Genomic DNA, 18597 nt, shown 5'->3' with positions numbered 1-18597 from the left:
TTAATCGTCCTGTGCCGGCACCCATTCGATTTCACAGTTGCTGCCGCCAACGGCGCGCAGCCTTGAAACCGTTGCGGGCAATCCCTTTTCCGCAATCAATTCGGCCATCGCCTCAGCCGAGGCGACCGCCCCAATCATTCCCGCAATTTCACGGGCGCCGCCCTGCAGGGCCCGAACGGAAACACCGGAATAACCGGCAAGGGAATTGATTTCAAACAGCAGCACCGAGCGCGCCCCTGCCTGAACAACCACCGGCTGAACCGGCTGCCTGAGGTGCCGTGCACCGTGCAGCTCTATTTCCACATCACTGGCAGACCGACCCTCACCGGCTTTCAGAATCACACCAACACAGGTAACCGTGTGATCAAACCGGGTAGACACGGCAGCCGCACCACGCACCACATTCTGGGCCAGATGCCACCCCACGGAGGCTCTTCCGGCTGTGCCGTTCAGCGACAGAACGCATCCGGCCCCCAGCGCTGATCGACCGGTCAGGCGAACCAGTCTGGATTGATCGTGCCAGCCCACAATTCTCAGACCAGTGGCGCGACCATCGCCTCCACCACTGGCCTGCACGGCAATTGTCGCAGTGTGTTTCGGAACGGCGATCTGACGATCCTGAACCTGCTCATCGGCAACCACAGCACCATTGCCCAATAACATGACCACTCGTGCCGCGCCGGTGATCTTGAGTTCAGGCCGGGTATCTTCCCCATCAATTGCGGCATCCGGAGATCGCATGGTGACTATATCTCCCGGGCGCAGTTTGCTACCGGGCGCCTGGGGGACCGGTCCAGCTCCTGTTCCGAGGCCCTTCACATAGGCGGCCCCCGCACCCGAGCCAACCCGGCCGCCGAGATACGTCTGGCTGGCGCTGGTAACGCTGGTGCGAGGTACAGAGCCACGAACAACGACCGTCAGATCGTTGAAGCTGGACGGAGCATGGGTTGTGTTTAGTTTGATCGGCAGACTGCGGCCCAGTCGGCCGCGAACGGATTCGGTGGACGGTGCCGGACGGCGCTTGATGCGTTTATCCGCAACGGTTGTGGTCGCATCCCGCAAGGCTACGCCCGCCCCGTTGCTCATGAATCCGGTCACGAACGGCTTCGTTGGTTTGATGACCCGGGGGCTCTCATCCAGAGACATGAAGGCGGTCGAACCGTTGCTGGCATTCGACGCCTCCAGGCCATCCATCAGTGTGCCAAACATGGGTGGCGCGGTGCGGGAGCTCTCGTAGATAGCCTGCGCTTTGGCACTGCGCTGCCCTGTGGCCAGAAGCCCCTCGGGTAACGCGCCGGTGCCGTCCGCAAACAGATACTTCCGGGCTTCAATAAAGGCTTCATCAATGCTCGCGCTCTCGGCAACAACTCCCAAAGCGGTGGCCCGGTTCAGGTTGTCGGCCCGCAACGTACCGGCGGCAGACAACGGAAGTGGGCGCCGGCCTGCTTCAACCCGGTAGTAATCGATTTCCGGGCCGGTTTGCGAACTCATGTCCGCCTCGGCAACCATCTTTAACCGGCTGCCAGCGAAAATAACGTCGCCTTTCGGAATGGGACTGGAGGGTTGCTCGGGATCTTCTGGCGGCCCCCAAACACCGATCGGGAAGGCTTCCAGGCCATAGGTAGGACCTTCCTCGGCAGTCTTTTCGTCCTTCATGCCCTCCACCAAGGGGCGCAGGTCCGAGGTGCGATCCGTCCATGTGTTTCCAACCCTGCGCTCAAGGCGAATTTCCAACTCACCCTTCAACCCGGCGGCGTTCATTGGGCTCAGCCCCATCGCTACCGCGGCGCCACTCGGCAATTTGGGCGTAATGTCCTTGTCGATGGCCGGGTTGTTGAAGTCAAACCGGGTGACCGGGCCGGTTGCGACAACCGACACTTCGAACTCTGCGAAGACTTCGAAGGGCCGCTCATAACTACCGTCACTGGAGGGTGCCGAGGTTTCACCCTCCGTGGACGCGGGCAATGCCCCCTTACCCGCTGCCCCCGAGAGCGTCCGCGCCCGGCCCGGCGAGGTTTCTTCCAGATACTTGGGTACGAACTCATCCCAACCCACGAATATGCCGCGAATCTCGCGGGAACTGCCGAACTTCACCTTGATGTCGCAAGGACCTACTTCGATGGTCGCCTTGCCCCGGAAATCAGGCCCCTCGACCTCAATGCGAGCACCAAGACTGATGCTGATTCGAATGGTACCCAGGAAGGTTTTTATCTTCACACCGGCGGAAATGCGGGCGTAGGCGTCCGCCATGAAGTAGAACGGATCGAAATAGACAATGGCATTCGCACCAAAGGCTATGCGGGCCCAGGCGAAGCCAAAGTCGGCACTGACCTCCACTTCCACCCCTGCCATCAAGGCTTCTGATGTGAGGGCAAAGTAAGAGCCACCCTTGATCACAATGGCGTTGGACACCCGCCATTGCAGGCCCAACCTGGCAACAATCGGATACCCGTCACGCTGAAAGCTGGGATGATAGCCACCCAAGGTCAGAACAAACTGGCCCGCATTGGGGCCGAGCCACCAGGTAGCAAAAGCAAAGCCCCCCGTCAGTCGGACTTCGGGGTACAACAGCCAGCTATTGTCGGTAAGCTGCGCCTGAATCAGGAACAGCCCCTCCGAGGACGAGAACCGGGCTAGCAACCCCAGCTCAATGGATACCAGTGCGGCCTGGGGCCTGGGCAAAGCCATTCGAGCCAGACCAAAGAGATTGAGTTCCAACCCGTTGCCCACGGAAACCGACAACACCGCGACACCGTCCACCAGAGAAAAGCTGGTAAAACTGATGCCGGCGGCAAACCAGAAGTTACCCGGCTCCGGAGGGAAGTATTCGGCAAGCTTTCGCAACTCCTCCAATGGATCGGAGGACACGCTCGCCGCGGGATCCAGAGCCTTGATGAAGGGGTATTCGCCAAACTTTGACAGGTCATCCGGAACGCGTAGCCCCCGTTTGATACCCAGACCGCCCCCAATACCAGTCAGGAAGAAGGCGGGAGGACCACCAATGGGGCCTTGAATGGCACCGAATACAAAGAACGAAGGCAGCCCTTTGTCGTCGCTGTATCCGCCGAACAAGGAGAGTCCATACACCCCGAAGCGACCCATCAGCATTCCGACGTAGCCGATCTGTCCCTCCAGGTCTGTTTTCAGAAGACCACCAGCGATAGACAGACCACTGAAGTCCCCGGAAACACCCAGGCCTTTCAAATCGACCGCCCAGTTGGTCAACTCGAAAACGTCCCCACCGAGCCAGTGCAGGCCAAGCTCCTCAACCGATGCCGTTAGCCCGAACAGTGAGACGCGCGCATCGAACAGCAGCGAAATCCCGGTAACGGACCCATCAACTTCGGTGACATCAAAACCGAATTGCTCGAGATAAAGCGGGCCTAACTGTCTCTGGATCGCCAGCCACCAGGGGCCAGGCGGATCCCCTGCCCGCAATGAAATGCCAAGGTCGCCGCCCGGGTTCTTCTGAATCGCCAACGCCGGGCTGAAGGCAGGACGGGCCGAGGGCGACGCATCGTTTCCGGCGTCGCTCATGATGTTATTGGCAACCGCATTGTCGCCGCCAGCCGCCGAGGGCACGATGGCCAGCCCATCAAGCTGAACCTGAACGCCGCCACCTAACCCTGCCGGCACCGCCTCGCCGTATAAATGAACGCCGATGGCGTCGATACTCATAATACCCAGGTTCAGCAAAGGCCCTGCATTTTTGCCAACGCGAACGCCCAGACCAGCGATGGAGAAACCCGCATTCAGTTGAAAATCGCTGCCGACCTTTTCAACGAGCAAGATCGACAAACCCGGCGCGATTCCGGGCGACGTCACCCAGTTGGCGACCACTTCGAGATCCACCGTCGGGTCGCTGCCGCCGAGCGAAATACGCTCGCCCGGGGGCAAAGACACGAAGATGCCTGCAAGATCGCCGTTGCGGGTGAAGCCGACATCCACTTTGCCATCAATGGTAATTTTCAGGTTGTGGTCGGCCAGGTTGAAGCCGAGCTGGAACAGGCGCTTCAACAATGCTTCCGGGTCGACGATGTCGTCAAACAAAGTGGGATCAAGAGTTGGTGTGCCACCGGTGAACAGGACATCCTGCAGGGCATCAACCGCATCCGCTCCCAATGTACCAAGTGCTTCCAAGGTGACACCCGCTGCCATGGAAACAGCCTGGGACAGGAGCGCCAGGGCCACAGCTGCGGGCTCGCTGTCTTCTGTTTCACCGGACGGCGACTCTTCAACAACAACCACCCGCGGCGGCGTCTGATTCAAAGCCCACCGGAACTGAACGGACTGGTCACCCGCACCATCGGTGACGAGACCAAGGGCGGCCATTCGGGAGAAACCGGCGCCGGACACGCCGGCTTCAATTTTCGCTACAGGGCGAAGAATCAAACCATTGCCAACGTCGAATCCGCTTGCCACATAGGAAACAGCAACGGCAACGCCGCTCGCGCTGAGTCGCACCCGGTCGAATCCGACCGTTCCGACATCCGCTATCGAAAGAGCCGCGGCCAGTTCAATGGCAGGGCCCGTGGGGCTGGCATCCAGAGTGATCTCCACAGGATCCGTGCTACCCAGTGACAGTCGACAGATTCCCGTCGCAGGCGTCGATGTCGAAACGACAGTACCCGCAGGGTCGAGAGCATTGGCCAACTGCGAAATTGCGGTAACAACCAGATTGGGCAGGCGGGATAAAAGTACCCCGGCGGGGTCTGCGGCAAAGGTCTGAATTCTGGCGTCGGCAAACTGATTGGATTCCAGAAGATCCAATGCGCTACCCAACTCAAACACTGCCGTAGCCACATTTTTTTGCAGCGACGGCGTCGGGTTGGCCCTTTCGGCAATCAATGCGTTAAGCGCGACCGGGATGGCCATACCTGCTCCAGTCGCCAGAAGTGATCCCAGGCCCGGTCCCGAAGGGTAAATCTGCATGGGCGCTGCAGGGGCAGCCCGCAAGAGGTCGATGCGAATGTCTGGCGATAGGGAGATAGCAACGCCCTTCCCATCAAAGGTCGCCGAACTGGAAACGAGGGTGCTAATCGAGCCGTTGGTGGCTATGGACAGGCCGCCGCCCAGGCTGATGATGACCGGAGTCGCGCCCAATGAATGACTTGTTTCGATGGCGACGGCTACATTCAGTCGTTCTGAGGCCACCCCGTAGGTTACGGACACCTCATTACTGAAATCGAATCCGCCTCCGGTGAAGCCGGGTATCAACAACTGGCCGAGCGCATCGAACGCCTGAATCGCCTGGCCAAACGGGTCGGCCTTCCAGGGTGCAGCGCCTGTCTTCAGCCAACCCACCGGGTCCATAAACAACGCCCAGGGCAGCAACACCCTGCGTGAGGGCAGTTCAGAAGGCGGCGCCAGCAAATCCAGGCCATCCATTATCACCTCAATGGCGACCCTCGCATCGTCAGAAGCGGTTTCGCGGAGGTGATCAACCAATCCCGCCAGAAGCGTTGACGGGATGAACCCCGCTCCCAGTTTCGCCAGGGCGGCCTGCTCGGAAGTGCTTAGCGATGACAGAAGATTGATTGACGTCGCGGACAATGAACCAGGAGTTTGCCAGGCAATAGTCAGGGCGGGTGAAACTCCACCCGTTGCTGCACTGGCTACAAGCCGAAGACCACCCACATCCGGCTCGATTGCGCCGATGGAGCCGGAGATGGAGGCCGAGGATGCCGAAGCAAATAGCGTCAGGCCCAGTGGAACAAGGTCTGCCGCCACATGGTTTACGTCCAGAGCAAAGGCGCGGGAGTTCAGATCGACGGCAATGGTTGCCGCATCGAGTGCCCAGGATATCTCGGCGCCTGCGCCACCAAATCCGCCAAGCGCCCTTAGTGCGCCGGCAAGGTTGGCCGGAGATGCATCTACCGCCGCGTTGATTGCGGCACTGGTATCCAGAATAAGCTGATCAAAACCTTCCGGATCATAACCACCTCCGGCAACCAGCCCGATGTCGGCAAGCAGTTGGCTGAGATCCGGAGATGCCGCAGCCAAGCGCCCCACAACTTCGGCCAGAATCAAATGAACCTCAGACGTGGGCAAGCTCGGCGAGGCTACACCAGCCCCGCTTTCAATCACCCACTGGTCCCGCCGCACCCCGAAGCAGTTGGCCTCGTGCAGAACTATCCGGGCGCCAGATACCCGCGTGCTACCGGCCAAGGGCAGGTACAACCGGGCAGATACCCAGCGCACCTCAATGTCGTTCTGGCCGGCGCCCGGGCCACCAACAAGCCAACCATCCTGAACGCCGAAATGCAGATCCACGATGACCTGCCTATCTGTTTGCACCTCAAAGCCATCGCCACCGGGGCCTCGATCGCAGGTCGCCAGTTCCAGGATGGCCCCCGCCCCGAGGAAGACGCCGCCGAGATTGGCATCAATAACTGGCAGATCCACACCGGCGTGCAGTTTGGTTGGTGGCGTTGCCGGAGGCTCATAGGTTTCGTGGCGGTAGGCAATGGCACCGGCAACGGTTGCAGCAAGACCGGCTTCCAGGGCTTCGGCGTCAAGGGCGCCGAATACCGCGTCTACCGGAAGGCCGGACCGGATCGCTTGCTGGTCCGCCCGCAAAAGCTCATCAAGGCTGTCGGGTGTTAAACCGGCGGCCCGGGACGCCCGCTCAAGAACATAGCCAAACTGCAAGAGGGCGTTGGATTCTCCGGCAATCTCCTCTTCGTTAATCGTCTCGGGCTCTGGTCGCTGGAGCTGCAAGAGGAGCCGCAACGCGTCGCCGCTCAACCCCGACAACAAGCCATTCAGGGAAACCGGCGCCCAGGGCGCGCCTACCGTTACCACCCGATCAATCGAAGTGATCGTACTTGCCGCCTTGATGGCAGCCGCCCCGGCGGAACCGAAGGCAACAACCGTTATGGGCGTGGCCCGATCCTGCAACACCTCGATCAGGCGCTGGCATTGCTCGTCTATGGCACCACGATCAGGTCTCGCTGCCGCGGCTGTTGTTGGATTCGGCAGGCAGATGGACCAGTGTCCGTTGGCGGACGCCGGAACGCCGGGTCCGCTGACCTCTCCCCGAACATCCAGGCTGTCGCTTCCGAAACAGGTACTCCAGAGGTCCTCACAGCCCACGTAAACCACAGAGTCAGGTGCGCTTCCGAAGGCTTCCTGCGGCAACAGGTTGATGGCACCGAATGCCACCAGTTCACGATAGCTCAAGCCTCCAATGTCGATGCCATTCACACCGGTTGGCAGCGAGGCTGGGCGGCCGATCAGGCCGTCGGTACCGGTGAAGCGATCAATTAACGCCTGAAACCCCTCGTCCAGGCGGTTCCGGCCCGTCATCAGATCGGCGAGCTCCGGAAGCTCCGTACCTGCCGTCCGAATCGCTTCTGCAATGGAGGCCAACTCCGTCGGCTCGCTGGAATCGAAATTGCCAGCTGGAGGTTGATACCGCCCGCGGTGGATGTCGCAGCCAGGGTCCAGCCACACCGCAACGCCCGGCGCCCTGGAGTCTGCGGCAATGGCGGCTCGATACGGCGTGCGTTCATTGCCATTGCCCAGCGGTGCCCACTGGCGGAAGCCGCTGAAAAGGTATGAGAGCGGGCTCATCGCCACCCGAACATTGCTGCAATTCAGTACCAGATCACCCATCCAGGATTTCAGAGCAGCTTCCGGGTCGCTCAAAAGCTGCTCAATGGATAGACGAGCTCCCTCGCCGTTCCAGCCAATCAGGTCCGTAAGCGCGGTGATAATCGGCGAGCCCAGTCGCCGAAGCAACGCGGCCACCGAGTTTTCGATGCCCCCCCAATCCGCGCTAAAGCGGACCGTGCCATCGCTGCTGAACTCAGGCAGCGGCAACGGAACTTCGATGGTTGAACTGTCGGATGCATCGACGGCTTCAACTTCGACTGACAGGTCTGGCGCATCCACACGCACGGCAAAGCCCGTTGAAGCCCCCCAAACCACCGAGGCACCGATCGACCGGGCCGAGACATCAACCTGCCCCATATCCAGCCTGAGATCAGATCCATCGGCTTCCCGCAGCCGGGTGCCAGCGTTAATTCGGCTCAGGAACTCCGCACTCGGCGCCGAAAAATTCAGCCACAACAACCTTGCGCTGACAAAAACGTCTGATCGCTTGTCGTCCAGAACAGTGTTTTCGAGGCGAGCTTCCAAATCAAAATTGATCCAATCACCGTCGATCGAAACCTCAAGCGCTACAGGGTCCAGATCAATGCTCCAGGGATCCGCTGCCGTCCCGGCGCCCGAAACACTGGTTGAGTTACCGGTGATGAGTTCCTGGGTTGACGTTAAAACAACCGCCATGGCTGCCGGCGAGGCAACGAGTGAATTCCAGTAGGCGGCCGTTTTACCCAGAGGGTCGGTCAGGAGTTCGATCGCCGAAGGGCCGGAGATACCGGTGGGCGGATCAAGCCCCAGCAGTTGGGAACAGATCTCGCCGGGGCGACCCAGAGTGGCCAATGCAGAAACCAAAGCACCGTCGACCAGGCTCTCGGCGGCGTCCAGCGCGGCATCGGGAGACGACAGATCCAATAGCTCATGATTGGTGCCGCCGAGCGTGACGTTGTGAGCCGTCAATGCAAAAGCCGGTTTTCCGCCGGTCAGAGTAATACCGGTTTTGATTGACCCAATTGCCGGGTCGCCCGCAAGCAGTGGCGACCCCATGCCCGCTACCTGCCCGAATACAGCAAGAAGCGACAAATTCGGCACGGCTTTGATACTGCCATCCAGGGTTGCCAGCGTAAGCAGGTCCACCTGCGCCTTCACTTCCGCCCCGGCCTGAGGTCTGAGCGAACCTTCCAGCCAGGGCGTGATGATCAATCCCCCGGCAGCTGACGACGCCACACGTAAACCAACGGCTCCGGCCAATGATCCGTCACTGAACTCAATGGCGCTTCGGCCAGAATTGACAGTACCGCCGAGCAGCGTGGCCCACTGGCCGAGCCAGGCATTGCGAGCGGGTGCGGAAGAAAGGATGGATTCAATCCAGCCGGTCAGCGCAGACACGCCATTTGTAATCAGTGACTCCAGCGGAAATGGTGGAATATTCGGAACAGATCTTAATCCCGCCAAACCGGTGAGCGCCGCAAACGGAGCGGTCGCCGCATTGGTGGTATCGAGCGCCTCGGCCTGGGCCTGAATCAGGCCCGTCATGAATTCCAGAAAATCGGAGCTCAGCTCGTTAATGTTATCCACGGTGAGCTCAAAATCCCTGGGCGCATTGGTGCCAGGGAGCTGAAGCCGTTCAAAACCGAGACTGAATTCCAGATCATCAGAGGGGCTGGTTGGAACGTCCACACCCACGGATACGGCGCCAATGTATAGGTCCCCTGGCGCAGGGGCATCGTTGGAAATAATGACTTTGATGGCTAATTCGATGTGCGCGTCGTCCCGACCCAACACCAGCCAATCGGGTTGCGCCCCGGAAATGTCCAGCGCTCCAGCGCCTTCCCGTTCGAACTGGAATACCGGAACATAGGCACTTACAGAGATTGCGGGCACTGAGCTAGCGCTGTCGTATTCGATGCCAAATCCGACTCTGGCGCCGTTGTCGGCCTCCTCCACCACTACGAAAACAGTCGCACCGGAGTCGCTGAAAAGCGGGACCCAGATAGCGCCCCCTTGCTCTTCCCTGTCCGGTGCTCCCAGCACGTCATCAACAAAAGCGATCAATGCCTCTCGCTGCTCGTCGAGGTACATCATCGAACTGAGGCCGCGCTTGCTACCGTTGGGATTGCCTAACGGGTCCTGGAACCAGTCACCCTGTAGTTCACCGTCTCGGGTCAGGCCAACTGCTTCCGCCAGTGTGCCAAAAACGTCCAGATTCTGGTCAGCACCCATGTCAGACTCCCGGCATCAGTGAAAACCGGGCAACAGGTTGCACCAGCATTTTGTTCGGAGCAGCGGCGATCGCGCCAGGAACCAGCGGCAAACCACGCTTGTCGTTGCCAACCTCGGCGCAGAACACGGAAGCGACTTCCAGCACGGACTCCCAGGCGAACGCCTGAATCGCGTCCCGCCAGGCCAATATAAGTTCTTCCGGGCCCTCGAGGTCTTCGAACGTGGACATAACAAGGCCGCTTGGCGACTGTTTGGTGCCAACGCCAATCGGTACCGGAATACTGAGCTTTCCATGCTCTTCGCATTCCGCGCTCACCGTTACCGTGATAACGCCGCTGGAGAATTGAATACGGGTTTGGTCACTGTGGATGAGCAACTCGCTGTCGCCTTTGGTCCAGACAACCAGGGGTGTGCTTTTTCGCGGCAAATCGAGAACCAGTCGAACCACTTCCGAAAGCACACGCTGGGCGTCTTTACCGGGAACAGTCAGCAGGTCTGGTGACAGGTCACCGACATCAAGCAGAACATCAGCATCGATGCGGTTTAGCCAATCGAATTGGGAGAAGTCGACGGTGATAAAGCGGGCGAAATTTGCCATAGCGATCCCTCGCAGCGAATGCCTTGCGCAGGTTTCGAGACCGGCAGGAAAAACATCCTTCTTTCCCGTGGTAGCCGGACTGCAGCATCAAAACCCTGTTGCGTAGATTCAGGCCATAGGCCCCGGAAACAGCAAACAGCGTCATGAATTCAAGCTATGACATAAGGGAGTATAGGCAGGGTGAAGGAGGGTGCAAAAAAATTGGATAAATTTTAATCAAATGAGCCGATTAATCATACATATCATGAGTATCGGATCATGATTAACGGGCTTTCAAGGCCCCGGAATACCCGCTTCGGCGTTGGTCAAGAAAGGTCGCAGGTACGTCAAATCAGGCATGCGCCTTCCAAAATAATGTGAAAATCTGGTGACTGCGCAGAGTCATTCAAAACCTGCCTCAACCATTCAGCCACCGCTTGGCCTCAGCTATCACAGTATTCATTCTCGCCTGAAGTGATCGATTCCGGGGAACGCTGAGATACAACGTTTCGCTGACCGGGTGAGAGAGACGATGAGCTTTGATGCCCTCAGACTTTTCAAAGGCCTCAACGGCATGTGCTGGTAAAACAGCAAAGCCCAGCCCCAGGCTGACCGGCTCCAGGATCAAACCGATCTGGTTCGAGAACCCCTTTCTGGGAAACAGGCTACTGTGCTGAAACTCGGTGTAATTGGCACCAAGAAGCAAGCCGGCGTGATGACTTCCATCAGGGTGGTCGATAAACCCGAGGGTCATCAACGTCTCCCAATCCGGTTCTTCGACCGTAGCAGGTGTTACCAACAGCAGTGATTCTTGCGCGATGGGCGTACAACTCACTTCCGCCAGGGTAGATTTTGCCGTCATGAATCCGATATCAACAGTGGATTCGGCGATTGCCTTTTCCACATCAGGATTCGGCGCAAACCGGTAATCAATAATGAGCTTCGGGTGCTTGCTCTGCAGCGACAACAAATGAGGATACAGCTTCAGCCCCACACTTCCCGGAGACATAAGCCGCACAGTTCCCTCATAGGGCGGGTCCTCACCAACTGTTTGCTCAAGATTCGACAACGCCAGGAGAATGTCCTGCGCCTCGGCATAAAGCTTTTCGCCGGCACCCGAAAGCGAAAATTGTTTCCCCTGTCTGACGAGCAATTCCGTACCAAGCTGCTCCTCAAGCTTACGCACATGCTGACTTACCCCCGATTGTGTCATGTGGAGACGTTCGGCTGTGCGGGTGAAATGTCCCACTTCAACCAGCGTGCAAAACGAGCGTAACCAGGTGGTATTTATCATTACTTTTCGTAATCTTTTAAAGAATAAATGATAATTTTAACTGATAAACACCAGCATGTAACCTGCTCTCAGTCTCACTAAAGGAGGACAGGCAATGAGCAACGTGTACCCAAGAAATTTCTCGCACATCGGCATATCCGTGCCGGACCTTGAGCAAGCCGTGAAGTTCTACACAGAGGTTATGGGTTGGTATTTGATTATGGAACCAACCGAGATCGAAGAGGACGAAAGCGCCATTGGGGAGATGTGCACCGATGTTTTCGGTGCCGGCTGGGGAAGCTTCCGTATTGCTCATTTATCGACGGGCGACAGAATCGGTGTGGAGCTTTTTCAATTTAAAAACCAGACCAACCCGGAAGACAATTTCGAGTACTGGAAAACCGGCATCTTTCACTTTTGTGTGCAAGACCCGAACGTCGAGGAATTGGCTGACCGTATTTTGGCTGCTGGCGGGAAAAAACGCATGGAGAAGCCGCGCTACTATTATCCCGGCGAGAAGCCCTACCGGATGATCTATATGGAAGACCCGTTTGGCAACATTTTAGAGATCTATAGCCACAGCTATGAGTTGATATACAGCGAGGGTGCCTACTGATAAAGGCCAGAACAGTTCAAGGGGGCTTTCCGAGGCGGAGAGCCTCCTGGATTTACCAATACTGAGGATCGTTGAATGCCTCAACGCAACACGCCTGCCCCAGTGGGAGTTTAATACTGCCGCCATCCAACGACTGCCCCAGCCACCCCTCTGGATGGGTTAATTTAAATGGCGCTTCCGCAACCTCTTGAGGTACGTGTTCGAAACCCGCTTTTGAATAGTAGTTCGGATCACCATAGGTGAAAATGAGTTCGACACCCCGTTCACGCAAGTGCTCAATGCCAAAATTAATCAGTTTTTGACCAACGCCTTTCCCCTGATGGTCCGTATCAACGGCTACCGGTGACAACATAAAAGCGTTTACGCGGGAACCGAACGACAATCTCGTGAAAAAGATACACCCGACTATCTGCCCTTGCTCGGTAGCGATGAACCCGAACATGTCATCGGTTTCGGTCCCGTTCATCAACTCATGCACCAGATGGCCAATCAGCTTTTCCTCGGACTCACCTTCCGAATCAGAGAATGTCCGGGTAAACAGGACCTCGATTTCCTGACGATCAGACTCGCTAGACTTCGAGAATTTCATGGCTTGAAAACCCTATTGAGTTCCTTGAAGAACAGGCCGTTTTTATACATAACGGGAAGCAGTGGAAAAATTGTCCGGCGACAGCGGCTGGCTATGGATTATTCGTAGTGGCTCCAGAGCCTGAGGACTTTCACCACTTGCTCGTCCTCTAGCACTTGGTAGACCAGACGGTGCTGAATATTGATTCGGCGTGAATAGGCTCCCGAAAGATCACCTATGAGCTTCTCAAGCGGAGGGGGCTTGCGGTATGGATCTTCTGCTATAAGCGCCAACACTTCCTGGGCTTTTGGTTTGAGACCGCTGAAGGCCAGCTTTTTTGCATCTTTCTGGGCTTGCTTGGTGTAAACCAACTTCCATGTCACCAGTCCAGCTCCTCATCGCATTCATCCTCGGGGGTATCCATCCCCTCACGAATAGACTCCCGCATACCAGGCACGGAGAGCAGGTAAAGCGTTTCCTGAATTGCAGACCAGTCTTCCTCGGAAACCAGGACGGCTTTGTTCCGCTTACCCATGATGACGATTGGTTGGTGGGACTCGGCGGTCTCGTCGATCAACCGATATAGGTTGCTGCGCGCCTCAGTTGCTGTGATTCCGGTCATGACGCACCTCTTGCGTGTTCAACTTTTCACCAAGTGTACGCTTTTGGGTACGTACGTCAAGACGAACGTCATCTATAATCGGGATAGGGAGGCACCTCACGATGCCCCTCCTCCCACATCACCGGGCATACGGATCACGTACCACGGCGATTCAGTGACTTGACTCAACCCGTTACCGCACTGCCAGTTCCGGCAGTCCATAGCTCCGAAACAACCGGGCCGGTAAGGCTTGCCGCAGTGCTGCATATTCCGGCCCATCGTGACCGCTCATTCCGTTTTATCGTGACCGATTTTGGACGTTTTTCCGGAATCGCTGGTCACGATGCCGGAATCCCCGGTCACGTTCCTCCGGAATCATTGCCAACACGCTGGAATTCTTCAACTTTGTCCGGCATACCCCTTCCTTTTTCATCACGAGGAAGGGCGGATGCCGGCAGCGAGGATTTCCATGCGACAGATCATCGAGGTCTTGCGCCTCAAGTACGAAGCGGGCCTGAGCCATGAGCGCATTGCCCGTGCCTGCGGACTCTCCAAGGGCGTGGTCGGCAAGTATGTCAGCCTGGCCACCGCGCAGGGCATCACCTGGCCGTTGCCGGAAGGCACGGACGAGGCACGACTGGAAGCCCAGCTCTTCCCGGCCAAGACACCCCCATCTCGATTTGCTGAGCCCGACTACTTCCAGGTCCACCAGGAACTCAAGACCAAGGGCGTCACCCTGCAATTGCTCTGGGCTGAGTACGTCGAACGCCACGGCGACAAGGCCCGCCGGTACAGTCAGTTCTGCCATCACTACCGGCTCTGGCGCGGCCGGCAGCGGCGCAGCATGCGCCAGGTCCACCGGGCCGGCGAGAAGATCTTTATCGACTACTGCGGTCCCACCGTGCCGGTGGTGGACCGCAGCACCGGCGAGATGCGTAAGGCCCAGGTCTTTGTGGCTGTGCTGGGCGCGTCCAGTTATACCTTCGCCGAGGCCACCTGGAGCCAGAGCCTGCCGGACTGGATCGCCTCCCACCAGCGGATGCTGGCGTTCTACGGTGGTGTGCCGGAACTGCTGGTTCCGGACAATCTCAAGGCAGCGGTCACCAAGGCAGACCGATACACGCCCCAGCTCAACGAGACCTACGCGGAACTGGCAACCCATTACCAGACGGCGGTCTTACCGGCCCGCCCCTACAAGCCCAAGGATAAGGCGAAGGCCGAAGCCGCTGTGCTGCTGGTTGAACGCTGGATCCTGGCCCGGTTGCGTCACCGAACGTTCTTCTCACTGGCCGAACTGAACTCGGCGATTGCAGACCTGCTACCGGCACTGAACCAGCGCCCGTTCCAGGGGCGCTCCGAGAGCCGCCAGAGCCTGTTCGAAGCGCTGGACCGACCTGCACTCAGGCCACTGCCGGCAACGTCCTACGTCTACGCCGAGTGGCGCAAGGCACGACCGGGCATCGACTACCACATCGAGATCGACAAACGCCTGTACAGCGTGCCTCACGCCCTGGTGGGTGTGAAGCTGGATGTTCGGGTGACCGATACGTCCGTTGAGGTCATGCACAAAGGACAACGGGTAGCCCTGCATCCTCGCCACGGCAAGAGCCGCTTCGTGACCCTGACCGAGCACATGCCCAAGTCCCATCAGGCCCATCAGAACTGGTCACCGGGACGGTTCCTGAACTGGGCCAGTGACATCGGTCCCGCCACGCTCGACGTGGTACAGCGACAGCTTAAGGATCGCCCTCATCCGGAGCATGGCTACCGATCATGCCTGGGGCTGTTGAACCTGAGTCGACGTTACAGCCGTGACCGGTTGGAGCAGGCCTGTAGTCGAGCACTAGCTATCAACTCGGCCAGCTACCAGAGCATCAGCTCGATCCTGAAACAGGGGCTGGATCAGCTCCCGTTGCCCCTGGCCGAGGAGGAGTCGGAACTGACAGAGCTGCCAGCACACACCAACGTTCGCGGCCCCCGCTACTACCACTGATCCCGGAGAAACTGATGTTGACTCAAAACACCCTCGACGCCCTGCGCCAACTCAAACTGACCGGCATGTGCGATGCCCTGGAACAGCAGCGGGCACAGCCCGACACCCACGACCTGGCGTTCGAGGAACGCCTGGCCTTACTGATCGACCGGGAGGTGCTGCACCGGGAAAACCGCCGCCTGGAACGGCTGCTGAAGGCGGCCCGGTTGCGGGTCTCGGCCTGCGTGGAAGACATCGATTACCGCCACCCGAGAGGGCTGGAGCGCTCCCGTATGGCGGGGCTGGCCAGCTGTGACTGGATCCGCCAGTCCCTGAACCTGTGCATCACCGGGCCTACCGGTTGCGGCAAGACCTGGCTGGCGTGCGCCCTGGGCAACCAGGCCTGCCGGCAGGGGCTCTCAGTCCGTTATTTGCGGGTACCGCGCCTGTTCGAACAGCTGCGCATCGCCCACGGCGATGGCAGTTACGCCCGCCTGATGAACCAACTGTTGAAAACCGACCTGCTGATCCTGGATGACTGGGGGATGCAGAAGGTCACCGTGCAACAACGACAGGATCTGATGGAAGTGATTGAGGATCGGCACGGAAGAGGCTCAACCCTGATCGCTAGTCAGTTACCAACCGAACACTGGCACGACTACATCGGCTCCGCCACACTCGCAGACGCCATTCTGGACCGGCTTCTGCACGGCGCTCACCGACTCAATCTAAAAGGAGAATCACTAAGAAAAGCCAAGGCACAAAACACGGAATCGGTTGACCCATCGTGACCGCTCAGAGTACAAAACTGACTCCAGCGTGATGGCCGTGTGCAAACCGGTCACGATCCCCGGAATGACCGGTCACGTTCGCCGGAATACGCAAGTGCCGGCGAATGACTCAGCCGCCACGGGCCGTGGGCTGATTTCGCAGTGTTCCAGGCCAATTTGACCGAGACGCCCCGCTTTCTCAGCTCACGATACCCCTTTCGGCCCCATTGCTTCCACACGTAACTTCTCATTCTCCGCCGTATCCACTTGTCCAGGTCCCGCAGCGGGCTCAGTACTTCGGCTGCGTCGAAGTACGCTTTCCAACCAAGCAGGGTGTCTTTTAAGTCTGCGATCACCCGGGCTAATGAGTGGCCCCGTGTTCGGCGGCTCAGTATCCGGATCTGGGTTTTCAGCTTGGTGATGGCTTTGTCAGCCACTTTCAATCGCTGCCCTTTCCGGCTGAGGGTGAAGCCCAGGAAGCTGCGCTTCCAGGGCCGGTCTACCGCGCTCTTTCGTGTATTCACTGTGAGCCTCAGTGAGTCCTCGATAAGGCGCGTCAGACTCACCATCACCCGCTCGCCTGCGCGGTGACTGCCCACGTAGATCTGGCAGTCATCCGCGTAGCGAGCGAAGCGCAGGTTGCGCCGGTCCAGCTCCCAATCCAGTTCGTCCAGCACCACATTCGCCAACACCGGGGACAGTGGCCCGCCTTGCGGCACGCCCTCGGGGGTCGGAGCTTTGCGGTTGTCGATCTGAACGCCTGCCTTCAGGTACCGGTTGACCAGCCTGAGCATCGGCCTGTCCGGCGTATGCCGTTTCAGCCGTGCCATCAGCCGATCATGATTTACCCGATCGAAGAAGGCTTCCAGGTCCAGATCCACTATCCAGTTACGGCCTTCCCGAGCGCAATGCTGTCCGTATCGGACCGCATGATGCGCAGAGCGTCCCGGACGGAAGCCATAGCTGTGTGGATGGAAGCGGGGTTCCCAGTCCTGCTGGATAACCTGAGCGATTGCTTGCTGGATAAAGCGATCCAGCACCGTTGGAATACCCAGAGGGCGGGAACCGCCGTTGGCTTTGGGGATGGTGACCCGCCGGACCGGTTTTGGTCGGTAGGTCTGCTGGAGCAACTGCTGCCGAATCTCCGGCCAGTGTTGGCGCAGATAATCTGGCAGCTCATCCACGGTCATGCCGTCGATGCCCGGCGCTCCCTTGTTACGTCGAACCTGTTTCAGGGCGCGATTGAGGTTGTCCCTGCTCAATACACGCGCCATCCACGGTGAAGGTTGAACGGAGTGCGAGTCTTCCCGGTTTCCGGCAACGGGTTCATCCCCTGGTTGCTCCAGGGGCAGCGCAAGCTGCTTTGCGGATGCCATCCCGTTTCCCTGCACGGACTCTCGACTCCTGTCTCTGTTCGGGCCTTCAGTTCACGGGCGAACCTACTATGCCCTCGGCTGATTTCTGCCACGCGATCAGAAGCGATCGCTCGTCTCTCAGTGGGTCCGTCCACACGTGGCAGACCTCCCGGGGTAAGGCACAGAGCTTTCACGGCGTGAACGCCCGATTTATAAAGTACACCCCAATCGCAGAAGGAGGGCTTCGCGGTCACGTGCCCACTCGCCCCGGGTGTACCACACCTCGTATCGGGTTCCTGTTCGTCGCCCCGCCGCTTTGGATTGAGCTTCCTCCAGACCCCACCTCACGATGACGCCCTTGCCCTTCTCCTAGCCTTCGGCTCTGCGAACACCTGGCAGGAGGACTTTCACCTCCCTAGTTCTGTGCCATGCCCGGCACACACGCTGATGCACACCGGCGCCATGCCAATGGCGTCCGGTGCTGTGACTTGTTAGTGATTTTTTAGCCATCGTTCACTCTCTGCGACAATCTCCGATTTGATCTCCTGGATACCTCCATCTCTTTTGGAGTATTCCAAATCATCAACGGCGAAGTACAGGCCATACAGGACGTCCACTCCAATGGCATCACCAACGTAATGCTTCACATCTTTGTGGAGATCGAAGCGTTTAATGTCTTTCCATAGAACCGACAGTTCGAGAAGCGGCTCTACCGTGCCAGCTACAATTAACTCAAGGTGGTAACGGACAAGCTGAATAATGGCATCTTCGAAACTTGGCACCGGATATCCCAAATCCCTGACGGCCAATTCGAAAAGAGGTGCAATGGTATTCCAACTTTTTGGGGTCTCATCCAGAATAGCTACAAGGTAGTCAGAATAGGCACCTTCCATTAGTGTGCTGTCTGCATACTCGACAAGATCCTCGGTGCCTAGTCCCCCAGCAACATACCTAGCGATGACAATTGGATCGGAGCTGGACACATCAAAACTCACTAACGCCCGGCTCACGCGCCGGTTTGGAGCCGCCAAGCGGCG

11 protein-coding genes are annotated in these 18597 nt (G+C 58.4%); 3 read left to right on the top strand and 8 right to left on the bottom strand.

The genetic code is table 11. From position 1 onward, the window contains the following. From ACGK9W_RS04225 to ACGK9W_RS04215, 3 genes are all read right to left on the bottom strand, one after another. Window positions 1-9828, bottom strand: coding sequence for a DUF6603 domain-containing protein (locus ACGK9W_RS04225; protein ID WP_405419190.1), 9828 nt, complete (start codon window positions 9826-9828; stop codon window positions 1-3). Window position 9829: 1 nt separating this feature from the next. Further along, on the bottom strand, window positions 9830-10426 hold the full coding sequence (locus ACGK9W_RS04220) for a hypothetical protein (protein ID WP_273071005.1): 597 nt from the start codon (window positions 10424-10426) through the stop codon (window positions 9830-9832). Window positions 10427-10823: 397 nt separating this feature from the next. Further along, complete coding sequence (locus ACGK9W_RS04215; protein WP_039881921.1) at window positions 10824-11699, bottom strand: LysR family transcriptional regulator; 876 nt, start codon at window positions 11697-11699, stop codon at window positions 10824-10826. Between the two features lie 94 nt (window positions 11700-11793). Between ACGK9W_RS04215 and ACGK9W_RS04210 the strand changes: the two genes are divergently transcribed. Further along, window positions 11794-12294: a lactoylglutathione lyase family protein gene (locus tag ACGK9W_RS04210; RefSeq protein ID WP_008172104.1), complete on the top strand. Its 501-nt coding sequence runs from the start codon at window positions 11794-11796 to the stop codon at window positions 12292-12294. A 52-nt stretch (window positions 12295-12346) separates the two neighbouring features. On the opposite strand, the gene ACGK9W_RS04205 is transcribed toward ACGK9W_RS04210, so the two are convergent. The 3 genes from ACGK9W_RS04205 to ACGK9W_RS04195 all read right to left on the bottom strand — a co-directional run bounded on the left by ACGK9W_RS04205 (window position 12347) and on the right by ACGK9W_RS04195 (window position 13484). Then, a complete protein-coding gene (locus ACGK9W_RS04205; RefSeq protein WP_008172106.1) occupies window positions 12347-12883 on the bottom strand; it encodes a GNAT family N-acetyltransferase in 537 nt (178 codons plus the stop codon). 98 nt (window positions 12884-12981) lie between these two features. Next, window positions 12982-13245 (bottom strand): Txe/YoeB family addiction module toxin, encoded by a 264-nt coding sequence (locus ACGK9W_RS04200; RefSeq protein ID WP_008172108.1) that lies wholly within the window; start codon window positions 13243-13245, stop codon window positions 12982-12984. After that, window positions 13242-13484, bottom strand: a complete 243-nt coding sequence (locus ACGK9W_RS04195; RefSeq protein WP_008172109.1) for a type II toxin-antitoxin system Phd/YefM family antitoxin — start codon at window positions 13482-13484, stop codon at window positions 13242-13244. Before ACGK9W_RS04195 ends, ACGK9W_RS04200 begins: the two co-directional genes overlap by 4 nt. Window positions 13485-13911: 427 nt before the next feature. On the opposite strand from ACGK9W_RS04195, the gene istA reads away from it, so the two are divergent. Next, the gene (gene istA, locus ACGK9W_RS04190) at window positions 13912-15456 is read left to right on the top strand and encodes an IS21 family transposase (RefSeq protein ID WP_169054557.1); all 1545 of its coding nucleotides are present in this window, start codon (window positions 13912-13914) and stop codon (window positions 15454-15456) included. A 14-nt stretch (window positions 15457-15470) separates the two neighbouring features. Continuing rightward, a complete protein-coding gene (gene istB / locus ACGK9W_RS04185; RefSeq protein WP_011786423.1) occupies window positions 15471-16226 on the top strand; it encodes an IS21-like element helper ATPase IstB in 756 nt (251 codons plus the stop codon). A 50-nt stretch (window positions 16227-16276) separates the two neighbouring features. Here istB and ltrA read toward each other — a convergent pair whose 3' ends face one another. Then, complete coding sequence (ltrA, locus tag ACGK9W_RS04180; RefSeq protein ID WP_405419182.1) at window positions 16277-17581, bottom strand: group II intron reverse transcriptase/maturase; 1305 nt, start codon at window positions 17579-17581, stop codon at window positions 16277-16279. 470 nt (window positions 17582-18051) lie between these two features. Continuing rightward, the gene (locus ACGK9W_RS04175) at window positions 18052-18543 is read right to left on the bottom strand and encodes a hypothetical protein (protein WP_405419179.1); all 492 of its coding nucleotides are present in this window, start codon (window positions 18541-18543) and stop codon (window positions 18052-18054) included. Window positions 18544-18597 lie beyond the last annotated feature (54 nt).

The organism is Marinobacter flavimaris (assembly GCF_045057155.1).
Classification (GTDB): domain Bacteria; phylum Pseudomonadota; class Gammaproteobacteria; order Pseudomonadales; family Oleiphilaceae; genus Marinobacter; species Marinobacter manganoxydans.
Note: the sequence above shows the minus strand (reverse complement) of the source record. Positions and strands in the feature narration are given on the sequence as shown.